The sequence below is a fragment of the Flavobacterium suzhouense genome (assembly GCF_042684765.1).
GTDB lineage: Bacteria > Bacteroidota > Bacteroidia > Flavobacteriales > Flavobacteriaceae > Flavobacterium > Flavobacterium suzhouense.
Genome location: NZ_JBHUMD010000001.1, coordinates 44,544 through 67,307 on the forward strand (window position 1 = coordinate 44,544; position 22,764 = coordinate 67,307).

At 39.8% G+C, this 22,764-nt stretch carries 23 protein-coding genes and 2 tRNA genes; 9 read left to right on the top strand and 16 right to left on the bottom strand.

The window, feature by feature from the left end; all coding sequences use genetic code 11:
- Positions 1-274 precede the first annotated feature (274 nt).
- The 3 genes from ACFSR3_RS00195 to ACFSR3_RS00205 all read left to right on the top strand — a co-directional run bounded on the left by ACFSR3_RS00195 (position 275) and on the right by ACFSR3_RS00205 (position 1,019).
- Positions 275-347 (top strand) — tRNA-Gly (locus tag ACFSR3_RS00195).
- Positions 348-363: 16 nt separating this feature from the next.
- A tRNA-Leu gene (locus ACFSR3_RS00200) sits at positions 364-449 on the top strand.
- A gap of 51 nt (positions 450-500) precedes the next feature.
- The gene (locus ACFSR3_RS00205) at positions 501-1,019 is read left to right on the top strand and encodes a hypothetical protein (protein WP_379819172.1); all 519 of its coding nucleotides are present in this window, start codon (positions 501-503) and stop codon (positions 1,017-1,019) included.
- On the opposite strand, the gene ACFSR3_RS00210 is transcribed toward ACFSR3_RS00205, so the two are convergent.
- The 3 genes from ACFSR3_RS00210 to ACFSR3_RS00220 all read right to left on the bottom strand — a co-directional run bounded on the left by ACFSR3_RS00210 (position 997) and on the right by ACFSR3_RS00220 (position 4,611).
- The gene (locus ACFSR3_RS00210) at positions 997-1,908 is read right to left on the bottom strand and encodes a magnesium transporter CorA family protein (RefSeq protein ID WP_379819173.1); all 912 of its coding nucleotides are present in this window, start codon (positions 1,906-1,908) and stop codon (positions 997-999) included. The two genes, ACFSR3_RS00205 and ACFSR3_RS00210, sit on opposite strands and share 23 nt — an antisense overlap.
- 131 nt (positions 1,909-2,039) lie before the next feature.
- Positions 2,040-2,246 (bottom strand): hypothetical protein, encoded by a 207-nt coding sequence (locus tag ACFSR3_RS00215; protein WP_379819174.1) that lies wholly within the window; start codon positions 2,244-2,246, stop codon positions 2,040-2,042.
- A gap of 229 nt (positions 2,247-2,475) precedes the next feature.
- The gene (locus ACFSR3_RS00220) at positions 2,476-4,611 is read right to left on the bottom strand and encodes a S46 family peptidase (protein ID WP_379819175.1); all 2,136 of its coding nucleotides are present in this window, start codon (positions 4,609-4,611) and stop codon (positions 2,476-2,478) included.
- Positions 4,612-4,703: 92 nt separating this feature from the next.
- Here ACFSR3_RS00220 and ACFSR3_RS00225 point away from each other — a divergent pair, with 92 nt between their 5' ends.
- Together ACFSR3_RS00225 and ACFSR3_RS00230 are read left to right on the top strand one after the other, a co-directional pair.
- On the top strand, positions 4,704-5,273 hold the full coding sequence (locus ACFSR3_RS00225) for a Crp/Fnr family transcriptional regulator (protein ID WP_379819176.1): 570 nt from the start codon (positions 4,704-4,706) through the stop codon (positions 5,271-5,273).
- A 104-nt stretch (positions 5,274-5,377) separates the two neighbouring features.
- Positions 5,378-5,812 (top strand): carboxymuconolactone decarboxylase family protein, encoded by a 435-nt coding sequence (locus ACFSR3_RS00230; RefSeq protein WP_379819177.1) that lies wholly within the window; start codon positions 5,378-5,380, stop codon positions 5,810-5,812.
- A gap of 221 nt (positions 5,813-6,033) precedes the next feature.
- Here the strand turns inward: ACFSR3_RS00230 and galE are convergent, their stop codons facing one another.
- From galE to ACFSR3_RS00245, 3 genes are read right to left on the bottom strand one after another with little or no spacing between them, the layout of a single operon-like run.
- Entirely contained in the window at positions 6,034-7,047 is a 1,014-nt protein-coding gene (gene galE / locus ACFSR3_RS00235; protein ID WP_379819178.1) for a UDP-glucose 4-epimerase GalE, read from the bottom strand.
- 2 nt (positions 7,048-7,049) lie between these two features.
- Positions 7,050-7,481 (bottom strand): hypothetical protein, encoded by a 432-nt coding sequence (locus ACFSR3_RS00240; RefSeq protein ID WP_379819179.1) that lies wholly within the window; start codon positions 7,479-7,481, stop codon positions 7,050-7,052.
- Positions 7,481-8,611, bottom strand: coding sequence for a DegT/DnrJ/EryC1/StrS family aminotransferase (locus ACFSR3_RS00245; protein WP_379819180.1), 1,131 nt, complete (start codon positions 8,609-8,611; stop codon positions 7,481-7,483). Before ACFSR3_RS00245 ends, ACFSR3_RS00240 begins: the two co-directional genes overlap by 1 nt.
- Positions 8,612-8,710: 99 nt before the next feature.
- Between ACFSR3_RS00245 and ACFSR3_RS00250 the strand changes: the two genes are divergently transcribed.
- On the top strand, positions 8,711-9,937 hold the full coding sequence (locus ACFSR3_RS00250; RefSeq protein WP_379819181.1) for a 3-deoxy-D-manno-octulosonic acid transferase: 1,227 nt from the start codon (positions 8,711-8,713) through the stop codon (positions 9,935-9,937).
- Entirely contained in the window at positions 9,937-10,386 is a 450-nt protein-coding gene (locus tag ACFSR3_RS00255; protein ID WP_379819182.1) for a GNAT family N-acetyltransferase, read from the top strand. Before ACFSR3_RS00250 ends, ACFSR3_RS00255 begins: the two co-directional genes overlap by 1 nt.
- 167 nt (positions 10,387-10,553) lie before the next feature.
- On the opposite strand, the gene fabD is transcribed toward ACFSR3_RS00255, so the two are convergent.
- Positions 10,554-11,438 (bottom strand): ACP S-malonyltransferase, encoded by an 885-nt coding sequence (gene fabD / locus ACFSR3_RS00260; protein WP_114758605.1) that lies wholly within the window; start codon positions 11,436-11,438, stop codon positions 10,554-10,556.
- 330 nt (positions 11,439-11,768) lie between these two features.
- On the opposite strand from fabD, the gene ACFSR3_RS00265 reads away from it, so the two are divergent.
- A complete protein-coding gene (locus ACFSR3_RS00265; RefSeq protein ID WP_379819183.1) occupies positions 11,769-12,050 on the top strand; it encodes a hypothetical protein in 282 nt (93 codons plus the stop codon).
- 52 nt (positions 12,051-12,102) lie between these two features.
- On the opposite strand, the gene ACFSR3_RS00270 is transcribed toward ACFSR3_RS00265, so the two are convergent.
- From ACFSR3_RS00270 to ACFSR3_RS00285, 4 genes are all read right to left on the bottom strand, one after another.
- Complete coding sequence (locus tag ACFSR3_RS00270; RefSeq protein ID WP_379819184.1) at positions 12,103-13,053, bottom strand: bestrophin family protein; 951 nt, start codon at positions 13,051-13,053, stop codon at positions 12,103-12,105.
- A gap of 21 nt (positions 13,054-13,074) precedes the next feature.
- Complete coding sequence (locus tag ACFSR3_RS00275; RefSeq protein WP_379819185.1) at positions 13,075-13,791, bottom strand: universal stress protein; 717 nt, start codon at positions 13,789-13,791, stop codon at positions 13,075-13,077.
- 79 nt (positions 13,792-13,870) lie between these two features.
- Positions 13,871-15,268, bottom strand: a complete 1,398-nt coding sequence (locus ACFSR3_RS00280; RefSeq protein ID WP_379819186.1) for a sensor histidine kinase — start codon at positions 15,266-15,268, stop codon at positions 13,871-13,873.
- Position 15,269: 1 nt separating this feature from the next.
- Entirely contained in the window at positions 15,270-15,944 is a 675-nt protein-coding gene (locus tag ACFSR3_RS00285; protein WP_114758600.1) for a response regulator transcription factor, read from the bottom strand.
- Between the two features lie 247 nt (positions 15,945-16,191).
- Here ACFSR3_RS00285 and ACFSR3_RS00290 point away from each other — a divergent pair, with 247 nt between their 5' ends.
- On the top strand, positions 16,192-17,823 hold the full coding sequence (locus tag ACFSR3_RS00290) for a hypothetical protein (protein WP_379819187.1): 1,632 nt from the start codon (positions 16,192-16,194) through the stop codon (positions 17,821-17,823).
- A gap of 4 nt (positions 17,824-17,827) precedes the next feature.
- On the opposite strand, the gene ACFSR3_RS00295 is transcribed toward ACFSR3_RS00290, so the two are convergent.
- The 5 genes from ACFSR3_RS00295 to ACFSR3_RS00315 all read right to left on the bottom strand — a co-directional run bounded on the left by ACFSR3_RS00295 (position 17,828) and on the right by ACFSR3_RS00315 (position 22,706).
- The gene (locus ACFSR3_RS00295) at positions 17,828-18,484 is read right to left on the bottom strand and encodes a YiiX/YebB-like N1pC/P60 family cysteine hydrolase (protein WP_379819188.1); all 657 of its coding nucleotides are present in this window, start codon (positions 18,482-18,484) and stop codon (positions 17,828-17,830) included.
- 35 nt (positions 18,485-18,519) lie between these two features.
- The gene (locus tag ACFSR3_RS00300; RefSeq protein WP_379819189.1) at positions 18,520-18,915 is read right to left on the bottom strand and encodes a DUF4878 domain-containing protein; all 396 of its coding nucleotides are present in this window, start codon (positions 18,913-18,915) and stop codon (positions 18,520-18,522) included.
- A 65-nt stretch (positions 18,916-18,980) separates the two neighbouring features.
- Positions 18,981-20,159, bottom strand: coding sequence for a formate-dependent phosphoribosylglycinamide formyltransferase (gene purT / locus ACFSR3_RS00305; RefSeq protein WP_379819258.1), 1,179 nt, complete (start codon positions 20,157-20,159; stop codon positions 18,981-18,983).
- A 229-nt stretch (positions 20,160-20,388) separates the two neighbouring features.
- Positions 20,389-21,576, bottom strand: coding sequence for a pyridoxal phosphate-dependent aminotransferase (locus tag ACFSR3_RS00310; RefSeq protein ID WP_379819190.1), 1,188 nt, complete (start codon positions 21,574-21,576; stop codon positions 20,389-20,391).
- Positions 21,577-21,611: 35 nt separating this feature from the next.
- On the bottom strand, positions 21,612-22,706 hold the full coding sequence (locus tag ACFSR3_RS00315; RefSeq protein ID WP_379819191.1) for a fatty acid desaturase family protein: 1,095 nt from the start codon (positions 22,704-22,706) through the stop codon (positions 21,612-21,614).
- Between the last annotated feature and the right edge of the window lie 58 nt (positions 22,707-22,764).

Below are 22,764 nucleotides of genomic sequence, written 5' to 3' on the forward strand. Positions count from 1 at the left end.
TTCAGTGTTCAGTGTTCAGTGTTCAGTGTTCAGTTCGGCGCGCAGAATAGAGAGGCTTTGGGTGTTTAAGCTGATAAAAGTCTTTGCGAACCTTTGCGATTTCTTTGCGAATCTCTGTGGTGTAGCTTCCGGGTCTAAAAAACTTTCAATTTTAAGCGAAACGTTATCAGAAGGTTATGTTTTTCTTTGATTTTTTTTCGCTGAAACGTTTGCAGAATTGAAATTAAGTGCTACATTTGCACCCGTAATACTGAAACAAACAGCGGTATAAAACGCGAAAATAGCTCAGTTGGTAGAGCGCAACCTTGCCAAGGTTGAGGTCGCGGGTTCGAACCCCGTTTTTCGCTCAAACTATCAGTTTATGCTCGAGTGGTGGAATTGGTAGACACGCTGGACTTAAAATCCAGTGGGTAGTAATGCCCGTGCGGGTTCAAGTCCCGCCTTGAGTACAAAAAGCCTTAAACGAAAGTTTAGGGCTTTTTTATTTATTATATTCTTTCATGACAATTGATATTGCACGTAGTATAAAACACAAACGAATTCTCTATAAATGGGGATGGGAAAGTATATTGGATGCTGTTCTTGATGGTGGTTTCTGGTTGCTGTTTCCTGTGTTTACTATTGTAGAGATTTTTATACAGGGCATAAATGATGTGCCTTTATTAGTATGGATTGTAGATTTGTATATTCTCTCTGGCTTGTATTTGAGGGGTAAGCTAATTTGTATAGAGGGTGGCGCACTGCCTGAAAACAGAGAGGCGGTAGTCGAATCTTTGAAATCCTGGTATCCCAATATAAAAATAATTGACGAAGGTAAAAATATAATCGAAGTACATACAAGTACAGGTATGTTTACTGGGGGTCATAAGCTTGTAATATTATTTGATGAAAATAGTGCTTATGTTAACAAGGTAAAGCTTATGCGACATGATATAAGAAGTCCATTTCATGCCCCATTTCACTACATAAGCCTCTTTCGTCTCAAAAAAGAAATGACTACAGCCACTTCTTCCTCTTAAACCAAATATAGATAATCACTGATATTATCACCATAGATGCTATTGAGAGTGGATAACCCCATTTGTATTCCAGTTCGGGCATAAATTTGAAATTCATTCCGTAAACCCCAACAATAAAAGTAAGTGGCATAAAGAATACTGAAAATACCGTGAGTATCTTCATTACATCATTGGTTTTTCGTGCCGAAAGCGAAAGGTAAATATTCAGCAGGTTATTGGCGTCTTCGAGTATCTGGTCATACAGCAGCATCAGTTTGGTATGCAGGTCGCGTACATCGCGTAATGCAGGCCTGTCTTCTCCTTCTGTAATAAGCGAATTGATTACCTCGTTGCTTAATACCAACAGCTTTTTATAGAGTCCGGCTTTGTTCTTCACATAATAAATGTCTTCTATCATGTCGGAAGGGGTATTCTTTTTTAGGAAAAGTTTCGATTCAAAAAAATCTATTTCATCTGAAAGTTTGATTGCAGGTTGCTCGTAAGAGTGGAGTACATCGCGTAATATGCGTATGGCAACTCCCGTTGTTGAGGTAATTTTTCCGGTATCGACAAAACCAGCCTTTATATCGTGTATAATTGATTGCTCGTTGCGGTGTATTGAAATGATGAAGTTCTTGTTGAAGAAGAGCGCAATCTTGCTGCTAAGGCTTTGTATGGTTTGCTGGTTCCTGCTTTCGGAATCAATGTCCTTCAGTATCCTTACAATGATAAAATGCGTATCATTATGTTCTTCATATTTTGGCAGGTGATCCGGATCTAAAGAGTCTCTTAGCGTATAGCGGTTAAGGCTGTACCTTTTACTTACCTCTATTAATTCATCTTTACTGGGATCGCTAATGTCTATCCAGTCTATATCGGTGTCGTTGATACGGCAGGATGTTGTAGGCATACTACTTTGTTTTGGGGTGGTTTACTCAAAGTTAGCATATCTTTTCTTAAGTTTTTTATAAACCCTGTAAAAAAAGAAAACCTTCGCTTAGCGAAGGTTTTCAAATACTTTGACTGTCGTCTTGCTATTTCTTAGTGAGCAGGAGCAGCTTCAGCTGGGCTAGCAGCCTCAACAGCTGTAGTATCAGCAGCAGCAGGAGTTTCTTCAACAACTGGAGCTTCTTCAACTGGAGTTGCAGTTTCTTCTACTGTAGTTTCTTCAGTTTTAGTTTCTTTACAAGAAACGAAAGAAACACTCATCATTGCTACTAGAGCTAGGCTTAAAACAACTTTTTTCATCTTACTAAATTATAAAGGTTAATTATTAATTCGAAGCAAAGATATAAATTTTTTAATATCAGGGGCTGTTTGGCTGAAAAAAAAATATTTCCGTTTTGCCCTTTAAAATCAAGGGGTTTGATGATTTTGGTTTGCTTTTTTTGTAGGTTTTTGCCTTTATGGTAGCTATAAAAAACAAAAGAGAAACCGCAAAGGTTTCTCTTTTGTTTTTTTACGAAAACGATTACGATTATTTGGTTACAACCTTCATTTCGTCTACCAGGTGCTTGGCTCCGGCATACTTCTCGATAATGAATAACACATAGCGCATATCTACCATAATGTTACGGCAAATAGACGGGTCATAATAAATGTCGCTCATGGTTCCTTCCCACACACGATCAAAGTTAAGGCCTATAAGGTTTCCTTTAGCATCAATTGCCGGGCTGCCTGAGTTACCTCCCGTAGTGTGGTTAGTGCCTATAAAACATACCGGCATCTTACCGTTTTCGCCATAGCGGCCGTAATCTTTTTTATTGTAAAGATCGATAAGTTTTTGAGGAACGTCAAATTCATAATCACCCGGAATGTACTTTTCCATAACACCGTCAAGGTAAGTTACAGGTCCGTAGTAAGTGGCATCTTTAGGTTCGTAGCCATCTACTTTGCCATAAGTAACACGCAGTGTGCTGTTAGCATCCGGGAAGATGCGTGCATCTTTCGGGCTTAGTTCCAGTATGCCTTTCATATAGGTGCGCTGAAGACCTGTTATCTTCAGGTTGATCTCGTCATATTTTGGAGCTACGTTTTCGTAATAAGCATTTGTAAGTGCTTTTACCAGTTTGTAACCTTTGTCTTCATTAAGATTGGCAATAACAGTTTTGGCATCACCTTTCAGAAGTTCTTTTACTCCATCATAAGAGGTTAGTTTTGAAGTGCCGTAAATTTCAGATGTCATAGCCTTCAGGTCGGCACCCTTAAGAATTTCCGGCTGGAATTGCTTAGGCAATTTTGCAGCATAAAGTGCTATAAGCTGTTCAAAAACTTTCTCATCCACATTCTTGTTGAAATTCTTGTAGGTCTCTTCAAGTCCAAGAATTGTGTTGTCCCTTCTGTCACTGAATGATTGCTCTCCTCTGGCATTGTAAATCTGCTCCAGTTGGTAGAGTCTGTAAGCTGTTGTAAGTAGTTCGGTGTTTCGTAAAACAACCTCCGTGAAATAGTCTCTTGCCAGTGCATAAGGAGCGATCTCATTATAATTCTTTTCAAAATCTGCCAGAAGATTGCCATACTCGGCCTGCTTACCGGCTTTGGCAACGCGTGCAAGGAAATCCTTCTCGTTTGCTTTTTTAATGGCAACGGCATTACTTTTCTTAAGTCCCTGCGTTTCACCTATCCATTTTTTCCAATAGTTGGCAATTTGTGCATATTTAGCAGCATACTGTATTTTTATTGCCTGGTCTTTACGCATAAAGCCGTCAGCTACTTTAAGAGCTGCATCCCTTACTTCAATTTTTGCTGGGTTAAGGCTGTTTACAATTTGTTCTACCGCAACCGCAGGAAGGTACTCGGTAGTTCTCCCAGGATAACCAAATACCATTGTAAAGTCGTCTTCTTTTACGCCACCGATAGATACCGGGAAGTAATGCTTGGGCACATACGGAACATTGTCCTTAGAGTATTTTGCAGGTTTGTTGTCTTTACCGGCATAAATACGGAAAAGAGAGAAGTCACCTGTATGTCTTGGCCATACCCAGTTGTCGGTATCCGACCCAAATTTACCTATTGATGAAGGTGGTGCTCCTACAAGACGAACGTCTTCAAAAGTTTCAGTTACAAAACGCATGTATTGATTACCTTCGTAAAAAGTACGGATGCTGTTACCCTGCCACGATTCTTTAGGAAGTGTATTGGTAAGACGTGTAATATTTTCCTGGATTTTTTTCTGTTTGTCTTTCTCGTTTGTCAGTGATGCTACACCTTCAAGAACTTGGGTGGTAACATCTTCTATCCTTACGATAAAAGTTACTTCAAGGTCTGGGTTAGGCAGCTCTTCTGCTAGGCTCATAGCCCAGAAGCCATTGGCAAGATAATCGTGTTCTACAGTTGAGTGCGATTGTATTTCTCCAAAACCACAGTGGTGGTTAGTAAGCAACAATCCGCGAGAAGAAATAACCTCCGATGTACAGCCTCCGTTAAATTGCGGAACCGCATCTTTAAGGCTCGAATGGTTTACATCATAAATGTCTGATGCAGACATTTTCATGCCCAGGCTTTTCATTTCTTTTTCGTTCATCCCTTTAAGCAGGGAAGGAATCCACATACCGCCTTGCTGCGCATAGGCAGGAAGAACCAATATCAGGACAAGAAGTCGTAATAATCTCATATTTGGGTTTAATTGTTTTAGCGGTGTGCAAGGTACACATTATTTATAAAAAGCTATAATTTGTATCTTTCAGCTGTTTAATAATGAGTAGTATGTTTGATGCAATTGTTACACATATAAAAAAACATGTAAGCCTCACCCGCGAGGAGACGGAATTGCTGTTGGCTTCTCTTGAGCTTAGGGAACTTAAAAAGAAAGAGCATTTGCTGGAAGCCGGACAGATTTGCAATGAGAATTACTTTGTAGCCGACGGTTGCCTGAGGATGTATCTTACGACAGATAAAGGAACCGAACAGGTTATACAGTTTGCTATTGAGAACTGGTGGATGACCGATTATTTCAGTTTTAAAAGTAATCAGCCGTCAAATTTTTACATACAGGCAATAGAAAAAACTACTGTAATAGCAATTAGCAGAAAGGCACAGGACGAGCTTTTTGAAAAGCTTCCTCAGCTGGAAAAATATTTCAGAATAGTTTTGGAAAAAGCATATGCAGCCCAGCTTAATCGAATTCATTATATTTTCAATTTGGGAGGGGAGGAACAATACAGAATGATGGTAGAGCGCTATCCGGAATTTGTTCAACGTGTTCCACAATATATGCTGGCTTCCTTTTTAGGGATTACTCCTGAGTTTTTAAGTAAGGTGAGGGCGAAAAAATAAATTTTGACTAAATTTCATTTCTTAACCATGATTAAGTTTTTTGAGGAGGTATTGACGGAAATTTGTCATGTACAAATCAAATAACAAATTTAATTTTTAAAGTTATGGAAAATAGAATGAACCTTTTTAAAGTTGAAACTGAAGGATATAACACGATGCTTGCATTTGAAAAATACCTTGCAGCTACAGAACTTACCAAAACTCATAAAGAGCTTATTAAAATAAGAGCATCACAAATTAATGGTTGTGCTTTCTGTCTGGATATGCATACTAAAGATGCTCTTAAATATGGTGAAACCCAACAACGTATCTTTACACTTAGTGCGTGGAGGGATACTCCTTTCTTCACTAAAGAAGAGCAGGCTATACTTGCGCTTACCGAAGAGGTTACCCAAATATCAAACCATGTTTCGGATAAAACGTATAGTGATGCCGTAACGCTGTTGGGCGAAAAATATGTTGCTCAGGTTATTATGGCAATCATTGCGATCAATGGCTGGAACCGTATTGCCATTACTACGGGTATGCAGCCTGAATAATGTCTATATTTGTTTGATATGAGCAAAGATAAAGTCATAATACGTCGGGCATCATTAAGCGACCTCCCCGAGATGAAAGAACTCTTCAGCAAAACCAAAGAAGTGATGTTATACTCATCAACTATAAAATGAAGAAAGAATTATAAACAAAAATCCGAAGCATTAGCTTCGGATTTTTTAAATTATAGTGTGATTGTCTGTATACTGAATACTGCGACGGCCTACTTTCTTATTTTCTGTTCCCATTTCCATGCTGAAGCCAAAGCCTCATCAAGAGAAAGTTCGGCTTTCCAGCCTAGGACGTTATTGGCTTTATCAGTATCTGCATAGGCTTCTGTTATGTCGCCCGGGCGTTTGTCTACAATTTTGTAATTCAGTTTTTGTCCGCTTACTTTTTCAAACGCATTGATAACTTCAAGAACCGAACTTCCTTTACCTGTTCCAAGGTTAAAGATTTCAACTTTATCAGCGTTCGCTTTGTTCACTAATCGCTTAAGCGCAGTAACGTGTGCTTTGGCAAGATCTACCACGTGAATGTAATCACGAATGCAGGTGCCATCCGGCGTTGGGTAGTCAGACCCAAAAACCGATAGCTGTTGTCTTAGTCCAATAGCAGTTTGCGTAATGAACGGAACAAGGTTTTGCGGAGTTCCTTTAGGTAATTCGCCAATGTTAGCAGACTCATGGGCTCCGATAGGGTTAAAGTAACGTAACAATATTGAATTGATGCCACTTACTTTTGCAACGTCCTGAATGATCTCTTCACCTATTTGTTTTGTATTTCCATAAGGAGACATTGCAGTTTGTATAGGAGCGTTTTCGGTAATAGGCATTTTTTCTGCCTGTCCGTAAACAGTACATGATGAGCTAAAGATAAAATGCGATTCAGGTTTTGCCTGTAATCCCTGTAAAAGGTATACCAGTGCACCAATATTGTTTTCATAATACAATAATGGGTTTTCTACACTTTCGCCTACAGCCTTAGAAGCTGCAAAGTGAATGATGCCTGATACATCGCTGTATTTTGCAAAGAAGTTTTGTACAGCAGCCTTATCGCGAAGGTCTGTTTGTTCAAAATCCGGTTTTTTGCCGGTAATGGCCTGTATACCGTCAAGTACCTCGATAGAAGAATTAGACAGGTCGTCAATTACAACCACATCAAAACCTTCGTTCTGAAGTTCTACTACAGTATGCGAACCTATAAAGCCTAGTCCGCCGGTTACAAGAATTTTCATATTTACTGGATGTTTTTTGCTGGTTTTATGGTAAAGTCAAACAAATGTCTGCCTTTTTTATCCTTGTAATCATATTTCATAGAAACATCATGTTTTCTGAACGTTTCCATGTCCGGGCTGTTGTCAAGGTTTTCCTGCGTTTGCTTTATCAATACCTCTTTAGCCTCTTTTTCGTCAATGGTAACAGAGTCTTTATCAACAGATACAACCGTATAGTGATAAACAACCATAAGCGGATCTTCAGCTACAGATGTGCTGTCCATTCTGGTGTCCGGATCAATTGTTACAGCTCCTTTTGCATTGATTTCTTTTGAAAATTTTGAAAGCTCTTTGTAAGGACTTGTCCTGTTTACATTGCTTATCCCTGTCATGACGCCAACTCCTATAGCTATTCCGATAATCGGACCCCACGCTTTCTTTTTTGTTATTTCCATTAGCTTAAAAACTCAATTACACTATCCGTAATGAATTTTATCTGCTCATCATCAAGCTCAGTATGCATTGGCAACGATATTACTTCTTTTACAAGTTGATTTGTTACCGGGAAATCCGATTCGTTATAACGGCTATCCGCATATGCCTTTTGGCTATGAAGCGGAATAGGGTAGTATATAGCACACGGAATACCTTTGTCAAGAAGGTGTTGCATTAGTCCGTCCCTGTCAGCGTTGATTATACGTAGTGTATACTGATGGAACACGTGGCTGTCCTGTTCTCCTGTGATTACAGGGGTAATAATATTTGTATGGTTGGCAAGAGCAGCACTGTATTTTGCAGCGGCTTCCTGTCTTTTTACATTATAACCGTCAAGCAATGGGAGCTTAGCATTAAGTACCGCAGCCTGAATGCTGTCAAGCCTTGAGTTAACACCTACAACATCGTGGTGGTAACGCACATACATACCGTGATTAACAATTCCTCTTAGCGTATGGGCAAGCGCATCATCATTTGTGAATATAGCACCACCATCGCCATAACAGCCAAGGTTTTTAGATGGGAAGAACGATGTTGAAGCGGCATGGCCTATAACACCTGTCTTTTTCTTAGAACCATCGGCATATTTATAGTTGGCACCTATTCCCTGAGCGTTGTCTTCAATTACATAAAGATTATGCTCAGTAGCAAGGTCCATAATTTCTTCCATATTGGCTGCCTGGCCAAAAAGATGTACCGGAACGATAGCTTTCGTTTTTGGTGTGATCGCTTTTTTGATAGCCTCTATAGAAATGTTGAAAGTATCCGGCTCAACATCTACAAGTACCGGTGTAAGTTGCAGTAGGGCAATAACTTCTACAGTAGCGGCAAAGGTAAAATCGGCAGTAATTACCTCGTCGCCCGGCTGAAGTCCCATACCCATCATGATGATCTGAAGGGCATCGGTACCATTTGCACATGGTATTACGTGTTTAACATCAAGATAAGTCTCAAGATTTTTTTGGAAACTATGAACTTGTGGGCCGTTTATATATGATGTAGTATCTAAAACTTCCTGTATAGAAGCATTTACAGTATCTTTAATCTGGTCGTACTGACTTTTCAGGTCAACCATTTGGATTTTTTTCATGATGTGAAATTATTAATCAGCGCAAAACTACTAATTTAATGACTGCCTGACAATGAAAATAGCATAAAGTATGTAATTTAGCACCTCAATTTTATGCCTATGTTTTTTCTATATAATGTGCTTATTATAATCGCTAAATGGGTGCTGAGTCTTGTGGCTTTTTTCATCCCTAAAATTAGACTCTTCGTAAACGGAAGAAAGACTGTTTTTAGTACACTTCAGGAAAAAATTCAGCAGGGAGATAAGACAATCTGGTTCCACGCGGCATCGTTGGGAGAGTATGAACAGGGGCTTCCGGTGATGGAAAAGGTAAGAGCCATGCATCCCGGCCATAAAATTGTGCTTACTTTCTTTTCGCCATCGGGCTACGAAGTACGGAAAAATGCCACTACTGCCGATGTTATTGTTTACCTGCCTATGGATACTTTGGCAAATGCTAAAAAGTTCCTTTCAATCGTTAAGCCGGAGAAAGTATTTTTTGTCAAATATGAATTCTGGCCTAATTACCTAAACGAGTTGAAAAAGACCGATGCAAAGGTGTATCTTATCTCAGGTTTTTTCAGAAAAGATCAGGTGTTTTTTAAATGGTATGGAGGTTTTTACAGAAAGGCACTTAAAACCTTTAATCACTTTTTTGTACAGTATGAAAGTTCAAAAGTGCTGTTGCAGGGTATCGGTTTCAATAATGTAACCATTAGCGGTGATACCCGTTACGACAGGGTGAGCGAAATACTGGAGCGTGATAATTCACTTACTTTTATTGAAGAATTTAAAAATGATACAACCACCGTGGTATTTGGCAGTTCATGGCCAAAGGATGAAGCCATGTTTGTCGATTTTATTAATACGGCGGTAAACACTAAATTCATTATTGCGCCACATACCACAGGCGAAGACCACATTAATGATATTAAAAACAGCCTAACAGGCAAAGTGGTCCTGTTCTCAGAAAAGGAGGGGAAGAACCTTGCTGAATATGACGTGCTCATCATCAACACAGTAGGTATACTGACTAAAATTTACAGCTATGCTGATGTAGCCTATGTAGGAGGAGGATTCGGTACTGCGGGATTGCATAATATTTTAGAGCCTGCTGCTTTTGGTGTGCCAATAATCATTGGGCCTAACCATCAAAAATTTCCCGAAGCAGTTGCTTTGGTCAATATGGGTGGATGCATTGCCGTAAAAAATAAAGAAGAGATGAATAATGCACTATCATCACTGGTATATAATGATGATGTGCGTTATGAAACCGGTCATGTTGCAGGAACATTTGTGAGCATGAACCGAGGTGCTGTAAATGTAATTCTTAAAAACATCGACTGATGCAGGCCGTATTCAAACCTTTAGAAGCACAGGATATCCCTTTGGTAATTGCCATGATGGAAGAATTCTATGCTATCGATAATTACCCGATTGACGTTAATGTTTCTCGCGGACTGATGCATGAGTTTTTGGAGAATGATGCATTGGGAAGGGGATGGCTGATACTGAAAGAAAATGAACCGGTAGGCTATGTAATCATGACTTTTGTATTTTCTTTTGAATACAAAGGACGAATCGCTTTTTTAGATGAGTTGTTTATTTCACCTGCTGCGCGTGGACTTAGTTTTGGTAAACAGGCACTTGATTTTATCAGCGAACAGGCAAAGGCTTTATCGGTTAAGATAATATACCTCGAGATAGAAGGGCATAATACCATTGCTCAGCAACTATACCTCTCTAAAGGATACAGTATACACAATCGCGGGCTGATGAAGTTGGTGGTGAAATAAAAAATCCCGTTCGCCTCGGTGAACGGGATTTTTTATGAATTTTGGTCATTGCGAGCGTAATGCAATGGAGCGCGGCAATCTTTAGATTGCTTCGTCGTTCCTCCCTGCCTTTGCCGGCAGGCAGGCTCGCGATGACGGGTAGTACAAAAACGTTACGCTGAGTACTGTTAACTCAAAACAGCAGCAGCCGTTTGCGCTTCAGGAGCGATTTTTTTTACAAGCCCCTGTAGTACGTTACCTGGTCCAACTTCTGTGAAAAGTGTACCACCATCGGCAACCATATTTTGAACTGACTGCGTCCATTTTACAGGAGCAGTAAGCTGTATGATAAGGTTTTGTTTTATCTCGTCAGGATTAGTCACAGCACTTGCCGGTACGTTTTGGTACACAGGGCAAACCGGTGCGCTAAAAGTTGTTTTCTCAATAGCAGCCGCAAGCTCTTCGCGTGCAGGCTCCATCATAGGCGAGTGGAAAGCACCACCTACAGGCAGGATAAGAGCACGTTTAGCACCAGCCTCTTTCATTGCAACACAAGCAGCTTCAACAGCTGTGGTCTCACCTGAGATTACAAGCTGACCAGGACAGTTGTAATTCGCAGGAACTACCACGCCTTCGATAGTTGCGCATACATCCTCAACCACTTTATCGTCAAGGCCAAGTACAGCAGCCATAGTAGATGGAGTGATCTCACAAGCTTTCTGCATTGCCATAGCACGCTGCGATACCAGTCTAAGTCCGTCTTCAAAAGTAAGTGCGCCAGCTGCAACAAGGGCAGAGAATTCTCCAAGGGAGTGGCCCGCTACCATTTCAGGCTTAAAATCTTCACCAAGGGTTTTAGCCAGTATAACCGAGTGAAGGAATACTGCAGGTTGTGTTACTTTAGTTTCTTTAAGTTCTTCGGCTGTTCCTTCAAACATAATGTCTGTTATACGGAAACCTAATATTTCGTTAGCTTTTTCAAATAGTTCTTTTGCAAGGGGAGATTTTTCATAAAGGTCTTTTCCCATGCCTGTAAACTGGGCACCCTGTCCCGGAAATACATATGCTTTCATACTGAGAGATATTTGTTTCTGTTTTTAGTTTGTCACGCAAAAATAATGTTTTTTCTATAGGTCGTCCCAAAATCACATTTCAGGTTTGTAATATTTATTGTGAAGCACTTAATTTTTAACATGTTAATTAACATTTTGCCGTGTTTGCATGTTGAATAATGTTGTACTTTTGAAAAACCTTATTAAAGCCCGCTGGGTTTTCCTAAAATATTTTTTAATTAAATCCCTCCGCCTGAGGGATTTTTTTATTAATATTGTTAGAGACATGTGTCAAATCTTAGAGTGATATTGACTTTTTTTAAGCCCCCCAACCGTCTAACTTATAAGCCTATGTTCAGATCTGATAAACCGTCCCTGCGCTATGAATATTCGTGGTCGGACACCGATAAGGCTAAAATTTTTAAGAACGTGTGCGATGATGATGTCATCGACAGAAACAATGGTTACCAGATGCTCGATTTCATGAAGCGCTTTTTTCAGATGTCGGGTCTTTTTTCTCTCGATTCATTTCATCGCCTCGAAAACCTCATAAAGAAGCATATGCCCGAAAAATGCATAACCCGTGGTGAAATGAATATATGGCTGGGTAAGAACTGGAACAAAAGAATATAAAAAAAAGCCCCCGCTTTCGCGAAGGGCTTCTCGTCAATCCAAAACCTAAATATTAAAGCACAAAATAAGCGTTCTTTACGGGCTGTATGTGATGCAGTGTAGGGTTATGTGCAAATTTTTCTTCTTCAAACTCGTTACGGTATTCGTGTACCATTTGCATTAGATTCTTCTCTATGTTGTTTGAGATAGAAACCATAGGAGTATCAGTTGGCTTACCCTCAAATGGATCCTGAAGATGGATTGCCATCTTTTCTATAAGAAAGCATGCGGCGCCAATAGTAGCAATTACAGGAATTTGTATCCAGCCTAGGTAATCGGTAAGGCCAAATGGCAACAGAAGTATAAAAAGGAATAATGTAAACCTTATGTACATACTGTAAGTTGTTGGGAAAATTGTATTTTTAATACGTTCGCATTTACCCATCGAGTCACACAACCTTGTCAGGGTGTTGTCTATCTCTACCTGCTGGTATACGTTTATTTTTTTATTCTCTTTTGCTTTTTTAATTTCTTTGGCGTGCAGCATCAGTATAGCGTTTGGCACGTGTTTATGGTTCTCTACAAAGCGCAGTTCTTTTTCGCTAAGCAAGCTTTTTATGGGTTTAACAGGATCTTTGCCTCTCAGGGCCTGAGCAAGGGCATAACACCATGCAGCCTGTCTTTTGGCAAAACGCTCTTTAAAGTCATTAGCCTCTACCGAGAAATCAGGGTCTTCGTAAAAGGCGATAACCTGACGCAGCAATGTGCGTGAATCATTTACTATAGCACCCCAAATAGTACGTGCCTCCCACCATCTGTCATAAGCCTGGTTCGATTTAAAAGCGAGGAGTAATGATATGATGGTTCCTATAATTGCCGGAACTGCAATAGGGATGTTTATGGATACGGCATGATAAAAATGATGTATTATCTCAAATCCTATAGTGTAGACAATTACAAGGGCAAGCTCAAGCCTGATCTTGCCTAAAGTATATTGTAACGGAATTCTCTTTCTTAATAGCATGTCTTTTGGAATTTTAATTAATCAGACCTCTTCGAATATAGAAAGCACCGGTAATCCAAGTGTTTCATTTACATACGCTTCTTTGCGTTTTTTCATCCTAATCTTTTCTGCTTTTCGGGTTTCGATAAGCAGGTCGATATTATTTTTAGTGATAGCATCGCTAAGCTGCTGTTCTAATTGTTCAGGATAGTTTCCGGTTAGTGACGCGTGGCTAACGATTCTTAAATTAAAGCTGTTGCCTACAAGTTCCTGCAGTTGCGGAATGTCAAGCTGCGCAGAAGAATGTTCGAGATACAGGGCTTTGTTAAACTCCAGTTCTTCACCGGCTTCAGTGAGATGAAGCATGGAAATTTTACTGTTTGCTAATAAGTTCAGGCAGTAATGGTGTATGCTGTCCCTTTCCTGCCTGTAGGAAGCAGGAACTATAATAAAATCAGTGTTTAAATGCTGTAGCAGGTTTTTAAGCAAAGGAGCCGAAATGCCATAACGGTTATGTAATTCGAGCGTGCAGTGCGGATAATTGTTGGCTTCTGAATGGCAAGCCTCCAGTATTTTTGCCTGTAAGTCTGTTTTTGAAGGTCTGGCCGATCTTAGGAATAATGAAGCAGATTCGGCATCAGCAACATCACATACATACATAATTGTTATATTGCAGTTACTGTTAGCCTGTTTTAGTGCTGTTTTTACTGCAAAAAGGGTATCATGTTGTAATGTTGTGGGGATAAGTATGTTTTTCATGCTGTATAATTCTTAAAAGTTATACAGACAAATTAATTATCCCGATATAAGAAAGTGCTTAAAATAAAATTAGAAAACCCTAAGATTTTACATTAGGATTTTTAATGTTGGATTTATGGAAAACGATGCTTACAACTGTTCCTTTATCGGGTTCAGATTGTACATTAAGCTCTCCCTTATGCATCCTGATGATTTTCATGGCTAATGGTAATCCAAGGCCATATCCGGTGTAGCGCGATGCTTTTTTACCCCTAAAGAACGGTTCGTAAAGATAAGGGATGTCTTCTGGCGGTATACCTATTCCTATATCGGTAATTACAATTTTAATAGCTTTTGTATCTGCTGTAAGTGAAACAAACACTTCCTCATTATCCGAGTACTTAACTCCATTAGAGATGATATTACCTATAGCGAGTTCAAGTAGAGGCTTGTTGCATGGCAGGGTAAGCATAGCTTCGTCTTCGGGCATATTGTTTAGTTTGATGCTAATACGGTTATCAGGGTATAACCTGTCAAGATCGCATTTCACATCCAGTAGAAGTTCGTCAATGCGGGCAATGTCCTGTACCTGTTTGTTGCCATCATATCCGGTTTGCGTAAGCTTGAGGAGGCTTTCGGTAAGGTTGCTAAGGCGTGAAGCCTGCCTGTTGATAGATTCAAGTGCAGCAGTATATTCTTCAGGGCTTCGTTCTTTTAGCAGGGCAATCTCCGTTTCGGCCAGTATTGTGGTAATGGGCGTCTTTAATTCGTGTGACGCGTTATTAATGAAATTAGCCTGGATCTCGAAGGAGGTTTCCAGTCTGTCGAGCATATCGTTAAAGGTTTTGGTAAGATCAGTAATCTCATCCGAATCGTCATTTCCTGGAAGTGGTAGCCTGTTGTGTAGGTTAGAGGCACTAATACGTTTTACTTCTTTAGTAATGGTAGATACCGGGTTTATGAATCGTTGAGCTAAAAAGCGTCCAAAGAAATAAGCAAGGATAATAAAGCCAATAGCCCCAAAAACCATGATACGGGTTATGTATATTGTAGTTGTGTTTCCGCGTCGGTCTTTAGCGGTTACAATAACCATATATTTTATGTTGTTTTCATCAAATAGCTGAGCATAATAATATTGATGTTCATCCAGCATTACCCATGCCTTTCCGGTTGTCATGGCTTCTTCATAAAATTCATGGGGCAAATGCAGTTGGGTGTTGTATTCAAAGGAATTAGCTCCATTAACCTTCAGTACAAAATCATTTTCGTCGATTAGTTCTTCTAACCCATGTTTTTTGAGTTCACGGTAATAGCGCGCTTTTTCAGGGTCGTTTTGGTAGTGGATAGAGGCTACTATCTTGGCTCTGTCCTGCAGGCGTTTTAGAAAATAGTACTGGTTGTTTTGTTTAAAAAGAAAAAAAACTACCACGCATAGCAATAGAGTACTAATACCTGAAAGAGTAATGTAAGTGGTAATGATTTTTTTTCTGATCTGCATATTATGGTTTTATTACATAGCCCAGCCCTTTTATGGTATGGATAAGTTTAGTATCGTAGGGTTTGTCTATCTTTTTTCGAAGATAGTTTATGTATACATCAACTACATTGGTATTCATGTCAAAGTTAATGTTCCAGACGTTGTCCAGTATCTGTTCCCGCGATAATATTATACCCGAATTTTTAGCGAGATAATACAGTAAACGGAATTCTTTGGCAGTCAATAATATGTTATCATTGCCTCGCTTAACGGTTTTTGCTATACGGTCTATTTCCAGATCTTCAATAGTAATAGTCTCAGGAGGTGTTTGTTTTTGCTGAGCACGTCTGGCTAATGCGTTTATTCTTGCCTCGAGTTCGCTGAACTTAAAAGGCTTTGCCATATAGTCATCTGCACCTGCATTAAGTCCGGTAACGATGTTCTCGCTACTGTCAAGAGCGGTAAGCATGAGTACAGGTACAAAGTTTCCTGCTGCACGCAATCTGCGGCAAATTTCAATTCCGTTAACGTCCGGCAACATAACATCCAGAACCACTACATCAAAGACATTAGATTCGAGCATGGCAAGTGCAGTTGTGCCGTCAAGTGCGGCGCTCACGTCAAAGTTTTTCTCTGCCAGTCCTTTTTTAAGGATGGAAAGAAGGTTAGGCTCGTCTTCTACTAGTAGTATTTTCATGGATTGTAATGAGGGCTTAGGCAAAAATAGTAATTCAAATCTAAAAGTTATGCAAAATGAATTTTACGTTCAACATCTGTTCAGCAATTATCAAATTGATAAAAATAAACCGAAGTAATCTTTAATCTGTAGTTTAAGGTTGTAATTGTAATAATTATTCAATTCGTAGCTATATCTCAATATACGATGTAACATTTATATAGGTTTGCGTACAAATAGGTATAACCAAATAATCAAAAACACAAAAATGAAAAAGCCATTAGTGGTCGTAGTATTACTTTTAGTTGGATTTTTATTATTCTACTTAGAATTACCTGTAATCAGTTACGGATTTACAGGTTTTGCAATTATCCTTATTCTTATGTTGCTTGTTGCAGGCTTTAGCTTTGCTGAAATAACCCAGGTGAATAAAAAAGCGAGTTTTAGGCTTACTAAATTAAGTAAAATTCTTTTTGCTGTAGTAGCAATTCTTATTGTATATGTAACGATATTACCTTTTTTAACGAGTGCGCCCATCTTTTGGAATCAATCGTACCGCGAACTTATAGGCGAGGTAAAGGCCGGAGATAAAATGACTAATCACATTGCTCCTATAGCCATAGAAAAAGTGAGAGTGGTAGACGAAGACCTAGCTTATCTGTTAGGTGAGAAAATATTAGGTTCTGACCCTGCCTTAGGTAGTAAATCAGAGCTTGGAGAGTTCTTTATCCAGAAAGTAGGGGACCAGTTGTATTGGGTAGCACCATTACAGCACTCAGGTTTCTTTAAATGGATGAACAACAAAGCAGGTACCGAAGGTTATGTAATGGTTTCGGCTACCAATGAGCGTGATGTAAAGTTGGTTCAGACACTTAACGGAAAAGACCTGAAGATAAAATACCAGCCTGAAGCGTTCTTTGGTAGTAATGTGGAGAGGCATGCTTACTTTAACGGCTATATGACTACGGGTCTCGAAGATTTCAATTTTGAGATCGACGATAATGGTAAACCTTACTGGGTGGCTACCAAATATGACAAAAAAGTAGGTTTTTCAGGCAATGATGCTAAAGGGGTTATTCTTATCGATGCCCAGACAGGTGAAATAAGCGATTACACCATTGCCGATACCCCTAAATGGGTAGACAGGATTCAGCCGATATCTTTTGTAATAGATCAGTTGAACGACTGGGGTGAGTACATTCACGGATATTGGAACTGGAGTAATGAAGATAAACTTATGATTACCGAAGACCTTACGCTCGTTTATGGAGAGGATGGAAGGCCATATTGGTATACCGGAGTTTCATCAGTAGGTAAAGATGAATCAAATATCGGTTTTGTACTGGTAGATACCCGTACTAAAGAAACACATTTATACCACCAGAGTGGAGCTACCGAATATGCAGCACAAAGCTCTGCCGAAGGTAAAGTACAGGAAAAAGGATATCATGCCTCACTGCCGGTGCCTTATACCATAAACGGGATACCGACCTATGTTATGACACTTAAAGATGAGGGCGGACTGGTAAAAATGTATGCTATGGTTGCCATTGGCGATTATACCATTGTGGGTGTGGGTAATACTATGCGTGAAACGCTGATGTCGTTCAAGAACGTATACAACATGGCAGGTAACCGCATTAATCCCGATGCTAAAGATAACCGTGCAACCCTGAAAACAGTAGTAACACGTATACAAAGCGATATCAAGAATGGCAACAGCTTCTACTACTTTACGGTAAATGGAAATCCTAAGATATTCATCGGTTCATCGCAATTGTCTAACGAACTGCCTGTAACTGTTGTTGGGGATAGTATCAATATATCGTTCGATAACGATGCTGAAGAAGTAATTGATGTTTCTTCGTTTGATAACCTGAAGTTGGGCGTAAAGAAGTAAAAACTTATTTGTAAGTGCTTATTTTTATGTCGAAGTAATCTGGGCTATACATAGAAGTCATTGTCATAAATATTTTTTTGCGGCTATCAGACTCCTTTGGGAGTTTGAGATGCCGCAAATCTTTTTCCAGGATATGCCAAATCAGTTCGGTGCAATAAAACTCCGAATCATTATCAAAAGTGCCGCTATGATCAAAGGGAATTTTCTTTGAAAGATAGAATTCTGCTTTCTGAGCTATTTGCTGTTGTATTTTGGGAGTCGAATTTTTAACCGATGTTACCATAATCCTGTCCGGCATGCTATAAGATAAAAAATGCTCAAGAGATTGTATCTGCATACCGTCTATGGATGAAACATCAGATGATAAAGAATGAATTACATACAGCTTATTCTCTCGTTTTACAACAATGCCCGCATGGGTTACATCATAACTACCATTGTTTAGCCTTTCGGCAATGATGTCGCTAAAATAGCCAAATCCCCTTCTAAGAATGAAATCCCCTTCGTGTATGGTGAGAAACTGTTCTTTCGTAAGGCGGGCCTTATTTAGATGTAAAGCGAATTGCCGTTTTTCTGAGCGGGCATCCAGATAAAAGAAGATTTTATAGGAGATTAAGATCAATAAAAAAAACATTATCAAACCAAAAAGAAATTTTTTCATCTGATAATGTTTTTAAAAGATTTTATAGGCAAAGATTAACGGGCGCCTTCTTTGTTCATGTGTACTTTCCATTTGCCATCAACCTTTTTAAGGTCAAGGCTTTTTTCGCCAGACTTATCAGCCACTTCATTGCCTGTAACCTTATATTTTACAGATGCTACAGAGTCACCTTTAATTTCACTTGATAAAATGCTAACTTTAAGATCTTTGTTTTTTTCTTTCATTTCAGCTTTTTTATCGCCCACCATACCTTCAGCCATGCCCAAAAGTGCACCGGTTTGTTCAGTACAGTATTCTTTTGCTTGTCCAAATTCACCTTGCTGAGTAAGAGTTATGAATTTTTCGGCAGTAGCTTCAGGGCTATTTCCTGAACAAGAAAAAAGCGACAGCGATACAATAGCCGTAGCAGCAAATAATTTAATTTGTTTCATATAAATGATTGGTTTGTTTACCGTAAAATTAAATTATTTACTGCACGGAATTATAAGAAAAGTTTTTATTTATTAACAGTAACCAATGCTGCAGCAGCTTTCGCTTTTTCTACAATGCCTTCAATAGGTGTGCCTACTTCATCGCTAACCAATGCTACCCCCATGCGGCGGTAAGGACGTGATGTTGGTTTTCCGAATAACCTGAAGTCAGTTTTAGGAAGGGCAGCAATTGCTTCAACACCTGTAAAAGTTGGGTTGTCACTATTTTCAGAAGCCAGTATTACAGCACTTGCTCCGGCTTTCTCTAGTATAATCTCAGCAATTGGAAGGCTTAGTATTGCGCGCAGGTGCAGTTCAAACTCATTAAAGTTTTGTGTTCCGGCTAGCGTTACCATTCCTGTATCGTGCGGACGAGGAGATAGTTCAGAGAAGTACACGCCTTCATCCGTAAGGAAGAACTCAACACCAAAGATACCAGCACCACCAAGGGCTTCGGTTACTTTACGTGCCATATCCTGAGCTTCGGCAATGTCCTTGTCAGTTACGTTAGCCGGCTGCCAACTTTCCTGATAGTCACCACGTTCCTGTCTGTGGCCTATTGGTGCGCAGAAAAGGGTAGGGTTGTTGTTTTGAGTGACTGTAAGCAGGGTAATCTCAGAGTTGAATTTTACAAATGCCTCAACAATAACTTCTACAACGTCACCACGCGAACCTTCAACGGCATATTTCCATGCTTTCTCAATATCTTCTTCACTTTTGATGGTCGATTGTCCTTTACCTGACGATGACATCAATGGCTTAACCACGCAAGGTATACCTACTTCGGCAACTGCCTTAGCCAGCTCTTCACCCGATGTTGCATAACGATAGTTGGCAGTACGTAGCCCAAGATCTTTAGCGGCAAGGTCGCGTATAGCTTTACGATTCATAGTAAAGTTAGCAGCCTTAGCCGATGGTACTACTTTAATGCCTTGTTTTTCGTAATCGTAAAAACGCTCGGTACGGATGGCCTCTATCTCAGGAACTATAAAATCAGGATTGTGTTTGGCAACGATGGTATCCAGTGCTGCACCGTCAAGCATGTTGATTACCTCAAAGCCATCGGCTACCTGCATTGCAGGTGCGCCTGCATAACTGTCAACAGCAATAACTGTCTGTCCTATGCGCTGTGCAGCGATAACAAATTCTTTACCTAATTCGCCTGACCCTAATAGTAATATCTTTTTTTGCATGGATGTGTTTATTGTTTTGTGTTTGTAGTTTGATTGCGCAAAAATACAAAAGTTTATTGTTTCCTCACCGCTCCCGATAGCTATCGGGACTCTCTACAAGAGCAAAGCGAACTGGCGAAGTAAAGGAGAGGAGTCGTAACATATAAATACTTATTGTTTTCAATTGCTCCCCTCTCCTTTGGAGAGGGGCTTGGGGGTGAGGCAAAAAAAAATCCCTCGCTATAGCGAGGGATTCAGGTATTTAGAAAGCTAAAGCTTCTTTTATTCTTCGTAGTGCTTCCGTCAGGATGTCTTCGCTTGTAGCGTAAGAGAAACGGATACAGTTAGCATTACCAAAAGCATCTCCGGTTACGGTTGCTACGTTAGCATATTCTAACAGGTACATAGAAAGATCGTCAGCGTTTTTGATCTCCACACCGTTAAGTGTTTTGCCAAAGAAAGATGATACGTCTGGGAATACATAAAAAGCACCTTCAGGCGTATTGATCTTGATGCCCGGAATCTCTTTTAGTAATCCAACAACAAGGTCTCTTCTTCTATGGAAAGCGCTTACCATGTCTTTAAGTACACTTGGATCTGCATCAACAGCAGTGATAGTAGCACGTTGTGCGATACTGTTAGCACCACTGGTTACCTGTCCCTGCATTTTAGTACATGCCTTAGCAATGAATTCCGGAGCTCCGATATAACCAATTCTCCATCCTGTCATTGCGAATGCTTTTGCAACACCATTTACAGTGATTGTTCTGTCAAACATTCCCGGAATAGTAGCAATACTGCAGAAAGTTCCTGAGAAGTTGATATGCTCATAGATCTCATCAGATACTACATAGATTTGAGGGTATTTCTCCAGTACTTTTGCGATAGCAGTAAGTTCCGCTTCGTTGTATACTGAACCACTTGGGTTACAAGGTGAACTGAACATGATAAGCTTGGTCTTTGGCGTTATAGCCGCTTCAAGCTGTTCAGGAGTTATTTTAAAATCGCTTTCTACCGATGTTGGTACTTCAACAGGAGTAGCCTCTGCCATCTTAACCATTTCTGAGTAGCTTACCCAATATGGTGCAGGAAGGATACACTCATCACCAGGATTAAGCATTACCTGGCATACATTGTACAGTGACTGTTTTGCACCAGTAGAAACTACAATGTTAGCCGGTTTATAATCAAGGTTATTATCTCTTTTAAATTTACGGCAGATAGCATCCTTAAGTTCGGCATAACCGTCTACAGGGCTGTACGTGCTGTAATTTTCGTGTATAGCTTTAATAGCAGCTTCTTTGATGAAATCAGGTGTGTTGAAATCAGGCTCGCCTAAACTAAGGCTGATGATATCTTTACCCTGTGCTTTAAGTTCTCTGGCTTTTGCAGCCATTGCCAACGTTTGTGATACAGATAGGTTGTTGATTCTGTCAGAAAGCGGATTCATTTTTTTGATATTATTTTAGAGTTTAGTGTTTTTTATTAATTCAATGCAGGTTTCATTCCCAGTTCTTTCAGGTGTCTGAAATGTGCCGCAACAGCGCCTCTCATGGTTTTGAATTCATGGTACGGCAGGTTGTGTTCTTTGGCAGTTTCCTTTACGATCTTTGCGATAGCTCCATAATGGATATGGCTGATGTTTGGGAATATGTGGTGCTCTATCTGGTGGTTAAGACCACCGGTAAACCAGTTAATGATCTTGTTCTTAGGGGCAAAGTTAGCCGTAGTATACAACTGGTGAATTGCCCAGGTATTTTCCATTTCGCCGTTTTCGTCAGGAACAGGGTTGGCAGTTTCCTCAACTACGTGTGCCAATTGAAATACCACACTTAGTATAAGTCCTGCAACATAATGCATTACGAAGAAGCCTATAAGTACTTCCCACCAAACAATGCCAAGCAGCATAGGGGTAACGATCCATACAAGCACATAAATGATTTTAGTTATCACCAAAACGGTCCATTGTTTTATAGGACTCTGGAATTCGCCATACGAAAGCCCTCTTTTTATGTAACGTCTCATCTGACGTATATCCGTTGTTATAGCCCAGTTGAATGTTAGTAACCCGTACAGGAAAATAGAATAGTAATGCTGGAATTTATGGAATCGTCTCCATTTGGCGCTCTGTGTAAAACGGATAACGCGTCCGGCATCAAGATCTTCGTCATGTCCGTGTATGTTGGTATACGTATGGTGTAATACATTGTGCTGTACCTGCCAGTTGTTCACATTTCCTGCTAAAAGGTAAAGGCTTCCCCCCATGAATTTATTAAGCCATGATTTGTCGGAATACGAACCGTGATTACCATCGTGCATAACGTTCATCCCGATGCCCGCCATGCCAATTCCCATAACAACCGAAAGGAGCAGTTGCGCCCATAGCGGCATATCTAAAGCAAGAATTACAAAGTAAGGGGTAAGCAACAACGAAAACATAATAAATGCTTTTAAATGTAGTTTCCAGTTGCCTGTTTTTTTTATGTTATTCTCTTTAAAATAATCGTTAACGCGCTTATTTAGCGTTCTGAAAAATTTTACCGAGTCATTCTTTGAAAATATAGGAGGGTTTATGTGCATAACAAGTTTATAATCTTGGGTTTCAAAGGTAGGTATTAATGAAAAGGTAAACGCAAAA